Below are 6,543 nucleotides of genomic sequence, written 5' to 3' on the forward strand. Positions count from 1 at the left end.
ACTAAATTATCCCAAAGTAAACTTATAAAAATAGCAAATTCTACAAATTAATTTTGTATATTCCTTGTTCAACTAACGGGTGCGATGCTTCAAAACCAAGGATCGTATTTTCTTATTCAGCTAACGTAAGCAGGTTACTTTAAGAAGGGTTTTCATCTAATATGAGGAATTATTTCAGTTAGGGAGGGGAAAAGCTTGCTTATCAAAGGAAAAGATAAACATTCCTATATCAAAATTCACGTCGATAAAGAAGATGAGATAGGAGTCCGTTTTAGTGTTGAAACTCATTCGAGGGGAATATCAGCCTCATTGGGTGGAATTTATATTGTAACCACAGATATAACTAAATTTTTAGCAGAACTAAGTACACTCGAAAATAAGCGAAGTGGTGTAGCTTGTTTACAGTCTGCATTCCCAGAGGAATTTAGCCTTTCCATTCGGTGCGTTAATCGTCGGGGACACTTTCTAGTTACATTAAGAATGCAAGACTTAAGTTATTATGAAGAATTGGTGACTCCTTGTTCGGTTGAGGTTTCTTTTGGTATTGACCCTACAAGTTTACCAGAACTTCTGAAACATTGTGAACAACTTGAACGAGATGCAATGTGAAGATTATTAGTTAGTTTAAAGACTTATTGAATTACAAGTTTGTGAGGAAATGTACTTAAAGTAACGACTCATGTTAGTTTAAGAAGGATTAATAAGTTCGTCCAGCGAATACCTTTTATGGAGTTTCAACTAGAGGGTGTAAGGATTAATGAAATAAGGTGTACACGCCTAGAATGTAAGGGAATTTAGTTAATGTCTTCTTGAAGATATTCGGTACCTTCAAAGTCATCACCTTTCACTTTATAGATGCGTCCATTCCATGAGAAGAATGGATACTCACTTGGCAGCACAAGAAAAACCAGAATTATGTATAAGCTTTTGTCGAAATTTTGAATTAGAAAAAAGTAACTAAGACTATTAGCCTATGATACAATCAAATTGTTGTTGTTTAGCTAACTTCAATTTTTTTTTATTTATTAGACTAGTCAAATAATTAAGTAAGTTTTTATGGGAAACGTTTTATCGATCTTTTAACTTTTCGGGGGTGTAATATTGAAGATTAAAGCGATTTTGAATGGGTTAATTTTAATGATGGTTATCTCTTCTATTCTTACTTTTGGTTCTGGCAAAGTGAAAGCAGACAATGCTGGAGGTTGGGTTGTTGGAACGTGGTCAGGAGCATTAAATACATTGAATTTATCACCGACACTTCAAGGTGATATGTTGTTTGGCTATAATAATAGCAATCGAATTGGAAAGTGGTCCCATGTAGCTCTTGTTCAAAAATCATCCAACTACGACACCAGCTCTATTTTACCTAAAAATCCCACTACTCCTATTCAGAGAATATATGGATGGGATGGATTAACTGTTGAAGCAACAACGCCAAGTGGTGTATATAAAAATTATTACCAATCACATTTCAAACGATATGATGCAGCCACTATCACTACGGTAAATTTAAAAATCGATAAAAGACTCGTTATTAGCAAGGCAATGGCTTATAAAGGGTCATATACCGTATTAACATCATATTATAAAAACGATTTGTGGTATTGTACCAAATTGGCATCCCGTGCTTATTACGATGTAACAGGATCGGTCCTTGGTGGGGATAATGTTGCAACATGGCCGGAGACACTATACTATGATAAAAGATTAGTTTATGTTTCTGGTTCAAAATCTAGTAAGTATGATGGAAGAGGAATCTATGCAGCATCTGCTAATGCAAGTATAGCTAATCCAACTAATATTGGATATGACTTAACATCATCTAAAATCCATTCACCTTCATTAGAGAAAGTAAATATTGATGCAGAAACAAAAAGTTTAAATGAACAGCGTAGAAAAGAGGCTGCACTTGAAGGAAAACAGGTAAATTATACTCTGAGATATACTCCGAATTATTTAAAACCAGGATTTGCAGATTTTCTTACTCGATCAGTTAAAGAAGGGAAAATTAACTTATCTGATTCATCGGAATTGAACAGATTAAATATCTCATTGAATGATGCAAAATCTATTCTTAATTTAACATCTAAGTAATTTTATGTTAATAAGGGGCGAGTGAAATTGTTGCTCGTCTCTTATTCTGTTCTGTAAATACTTTTTGGGGGCTAAGAGTTGATTAATTCTAAAAAATTTCGATATATTGTGATATTAATTGTTGTTTTACTTTTATTTATTCTTAATGGATGTAGTAAACCTATTAACATACCTGAAAATTCTGTTACATATGTCAGTTATGCTAATGGAGATTATACGATATACTTTATTGATCCAACCACGGCAAAAACATTAGACAGCGTCAAAATTGGCGAAGGCTATGGAGATAGATTATTTAAAGATACAGATGGAAATTTTTGGGCTCCACTTCAGTTTAAACCTGATTCAACTAATGCAGAAAATAGGGTTCTAATATTTGACCCTAAGGGAGGGAAAACAAAAGACATAAAAGTAGGTCTTCATCCATTTTCAGTTAATTTTATAGGTGATTTTAAATATATTGTTTGTATAGAGGATGGATTCACACCCAATGTTTATAGATTCAATAACGAACTAAAGGGTGGGAAATACCTTAAAATGCCGGATTTAGGCTTAATTTTCGATGTAACACAAAACAAAGACAATCTATATATAGCTAGTCTTGTAACAAAAAAAGATAAACAGTTACCAATGTTAACTAAGGTTAATTTAAAAAATAAAACTATCCATTCAAAATTGGTATCAAAAGAATCAAAGGGTATTAGTAATATTTTATTTTTTAATAATAAATTATATTTAGGTATGGAGGACCCTATTAAAACTGTTACAGTATTTGATCCTAATTCCTTAAATGAAGTTGGTAAATTAGATTATACAGAGCCAATGGTTGGGGAACTTCAAAGATACAACAATGATGAAATTCTAATAACGAATTATTCTCGCTTGCTATCAAAAGGTGGAAAAATCACATTTTATTCCTTAAGTAAAAATAAAGTTTTAAGGTCGTTTGATACAAAAAGTTTAGCTGAACATGTTTCAGTTATTCATAATAAACTTTATATAGTTGATAATACGAATAATAAAATGTATATATACGATTTAAACGGAAAATTATTAAATGAAGTCGATATTCCTACGATGGTTACCAATCTTATGTCATACAAATAAGTTCTGTTAATCTCCCTTAGGTTTACTTCTGTAAATATATTTCTACATTCCATGGTCACTTGGGGTGCCAGGTCCCGTAAGTTCGATTCCTACGAAGTCCTGCAACCAGGTATATCAAGTATTCTAACGAATTCCTTCTGTAGAAAGACTAGAAGCATTTATTTCTAATAGGGTTTTATATACAAGATTTTATTCATAACTGTAAATACAATGGAATACTGCTTTGCTGCAATCATGATTCTTTATATGATAAAGGCTAAATTACATTTAATGAGGATGGAAACATAATAATTTCGAAAATAATTTCTAAAGAAGACTATGATAAATTCTTAATTAAAGAAGGCATTATATTTTCTGTTTCACTTGAACACAAACCGTATTTTAACTGGCATAAGAAGAATATTTTTAGAGGATAACTATATTGGAATATAACGCAAAAGCTCTTCACTAGTGAAGGGTTTTTACGCATTGCTTGAAACGTAGGAAGGTAGTCTAAGGTGACCAGTTTTCGTTATATTTCTATATTTTACATCATCGCCATATTTACAATTTGTTGTATAAGGGAGAGCAGATAAGCTCATCGACCAAATCAACTCCCACAACGACAGCTTTTCTGCTTTATTGATTTGTTAAATGGTACTTTAATATTGTATAAAAAGAGCAGTAATTTAAGTGGTAGGTTCATATATGGATTGCTATTATATACTTCATAAAGTTGCTTATTTATGATGATGGTGTATGAGCATAAGGATCAAGCTAAGATTGGAAAATTATTTAAGGTAATGAATGGAGCAAAGGAGTAGCCTAAATGGTTGCTCTCTTTTTTAGGTCTATGAAACACTATTCCTAAATTGATCTGCCCAGTATATGCAGCCAAACAATTAATTCATACTATTGGAGAAAGTCCTTTTATGTGAAATTATTCACAAATACGTACAGTCTTATGCAGGAATCCGTGTTAGTATATCGAAGTGGCAAAAAACAATATATCTAGAGGAGTGACAATATTGTTTATACAAAAGACTAAGAAGAAGCAGGAATCTTATTTCAAATATAGAATCAAGGTAGCTTTAATAACGATGGGCAGTATCTTTGTAGGTCTATTATGGATGGCATATCTAGTACCAACACAGGAAGCTCCAAAGACAGTTGAAGCTAAAGATGTAGCAGTAGGTAAGTACGATAAGTTTATGCCTGACCGTTTCGTTACTTCACTAGGGGAATGTGAATCAGATGGTTGGAGATACGATAGCTATTCTGATGGAAAAACTGAAGTAACCTATGATGAAACTTGTAAAAAGGAACCAGAGGTGGAGATACCAGTAATAGAACAAGGGGTGGAAGAAGAACCTGTTAAAGAAGAAGTATTCAATAAGTGCTATATAGAGAACTCAAGATGGATCGAGTACAAGGATGGTACAAGTGACATTGAACATGATACAAGTTGTCCTGATGGTGATTATGACTTAGTATGGGGCGATGATATGAATGTTATTGATATAACTTATTCTAAAACCCTTACCGACAGCAGTAGTAGCAGTAATGGTTCAAGCAGCGTGGGTAGAAAGTGTATTGGTGAAAGACATTACAGAGGGAAAGTATTAGTTTATTGCGGAAGGTGGAGTAATTAAAATGAAGTTCAAAGAAATGTTAGAGGAATTAAGAATATATTATAGTAAAGAAGTATCAGTGGACATAAATACTAGCCAAACTGCTGAGAGAATAATTAGACTAGCTTATCAGCAGATCAATGAAAAAGGCATTACTTCGGAGCAAGAACGCATATTAGAACTAGGTAGGAAATACAGTCCTTTAACTATGATGGGATATAAGGATAAGGAAGAGGAGTAGCCATGGTTGCGCTTTTTTTGTCCTTATATCCGATTTTCCAACAATAATCTAACTAATTAAAATAATTTAAAAATAAAAACAAACGAGTCTTATGTTATGGTAATATTTAACTATATACATAAAGAGGTGATTCTATGGGGTGTCTGGTCGCTTTGCTTTCAATGTTTTTATTTTTCTTTATAATTTGGGGATTTTCTGTTTCACCTTTTCTTGGAATTGTACTTTTAGTAGTGATTTTTGGAGGAGGGTTGTATCTAGGTAATTTAGATGGTAAAAAACAAGCGAAAATACAAAATGATAAAATTAATAAACTTTTTGAAATGCAATCCCAATTAAAAGATTTTACAGTATCTCAAAAATATCAGTCGTATGATATTCAGAGTTCCATATTATTAGATGAAGATAGAAAAAAAGTATGCTTTATTTTTGCCAATAATAATTCTACCGAAATTTACGACTATAAGGAAATTCTTGAAGCAGAAATATTAGAAAATGGAAAGACAATTACAAGCACATCCCGATCATCACAAATAGGTGGTGCAATCTTAGGTGGTGTAATAGCGGGTGGTGTAGGAGCTGTTGTAGGTGGTTTAAGTGGTAAGCAATCGTCTGAATTGGAAGTTTATAAGATTGATTTAAAAGTAGTTGTAAATAACACTAAAAGTCCAAACAAGATTATAAACTTTCTTCAAGCTGAACCTGATTTAAACGGAAAACCATTGGCAATTAAAAAAGATAGTCCAAAATATAAAAGTGCTTCCAATTCTGCTAATCATTGGCATAGTTTGCTGAGTTTATTAATTAAACAAGATGAATCTTCTTTATTAGACGAGAAAACTGATAATGACTTCAATCATTCTAGTTTATCTGTTGCTGACGAAATCAAGAAACTTGCTGATTTACTTAATCAAGGTTTGCTAACTCAAGATGAATTTAACCAACAAAAACAAAAATTATTGTCTAGTTGAGGTGATTTTTTATGATGAATGAGTTAGTAAAAATGGATAGGCGTTTAAGAATTGTTGATTATAAAAGAACAATTTTATCGATTTAGTAAGGTAGGGGGGAGATTTTACATCCATAGACTATTTTCATTTTCGCTACAAGCTAAGAGTACATCTAACTCCACACTCATTATATTTATACCACGATAAAATTAATAAAATCATTTAGCTACTTCGACATTAAAAATATTAATGATATTCCTCATTTCCTGAGTACAATGTACTTTTACTATATACTTTCTGCAATATCTTTTGTCGGTTTAATAATAATGGGGAATCATTGGATAGATAGTGGCAATGAGAAATTCATAAATTTAATTATATTACCTTTGGACGTTTTGCACCTCTGGCAATAGTGTTCGAGATAAAAAAATTTTATCGAGGATAATAAACAATAAAAGCCCTTCTCAATTAAAGTGTACCCGTTGTAAAGGACATTTTTAAAAAAGACCTAGGCAGTTTCAAGAAGATGATCTCTGTATTGAAC

Annotated in this window: 6 protein-coding genes; all 6 read left to right on the top strand. The window is 32.1% G+C overall.

What is annotated here, in order from left to right; genetic code table 11:
- Positions 1–195 precede the first annotated feature (195 nt).
- The 6 genes from AB7942_RS29935 (at position 196) to AB7942_RS29960 (ending at position 6,020) form a co-directional block, all read left to right on the top strand.
- A complete protein-coding gene (locus tag AB7942_RS29935; RefSeq protein WP_369449702.1) occupies positions 196–609 on the top strand; it encodes a WapI family immunity protein in 414 nt (137 codons plus the stop codon).
- A 492-nt stretch (positions 610–1,101) separates the two neighbouring features.
- Positions 1,102–2,094: a hypothetical protein gene (locus AB7942_RS29940; RefSeq protein ID WP_369449703.1), complete on the top strand. Its 993-nt coding sequence runs from the start codon at positions 1,102–1,104 to the stop codon at positions 2,092–2,094.
- A 78-nt stretch (positions 2,095–2,172) separates the two neighbouring features.
- Positions 2,173–3,201: a YncE family protein gene (locus AB7942_RS29945; protein WP_369449704.1), complete on the top strand. Its 1,029-nt coding sequence runs from the start codon at positions 2,173–2,175 to the stop codon at positions 3,199–3,201.
- 1,007 nt (positions 3,202–4,208) lie between these two features.
- The gene (locus AB7942_RS29950; RefSeq protein WP_369449705.1) at positions 4,209–4,832 is read left to right on the top strand and encodes a hypothetical protein; all 624 of its coding nucleotides are present in this window, start codon (positions 4,209–4,211) and stop codon (positions 4,830–4,832) included.
- Position 4,833: 1 nt separating this feature from the next.
- Positions 4,834–5,052, top strand: coding sequence for a hypothetical protein (locus AB7942_RS29955; protein ID WP_369449706.1), 219 nt, complete (start codon positions 4,834–4,836; stop codon positions 5,050–5,052).
- A gap of 134 nt (positions 5,053–5,186) precedes the next feature.
- Positions 5,187–6,020, top strand: coding sequence for an SHOCT domain-containing protein (locus AB7942_RS29960; RefSeq protein ID WP_369449707.1), 834 nt, complete (start codon positions 5,187–5,189; stop codon positions 6,018–6,020).
- Positions 6,021–6,543 lie beyond the last annotated feature (523 nt).

The sequence above is a fragment of the Neobacillus sp. BF23-41 genome, from assembly GCF_041106275.1.

Coding starts and splice junctions, on each gene's coding strand:
- AB7942_RS29955 (WP_369449706.1), top strand. CDS start 4,834: ATGAAGTTCAAAGAAATGTTAGAGGAATTAAGAATATATTATAGTAAA.
- AB7942_RS29960 (WP_369449707.1), top strand. CDS start 5,187: ATGGGGTGTCTGGTCGCTTTGCTTTCAATGTTTTTATTTTTCTTTATA.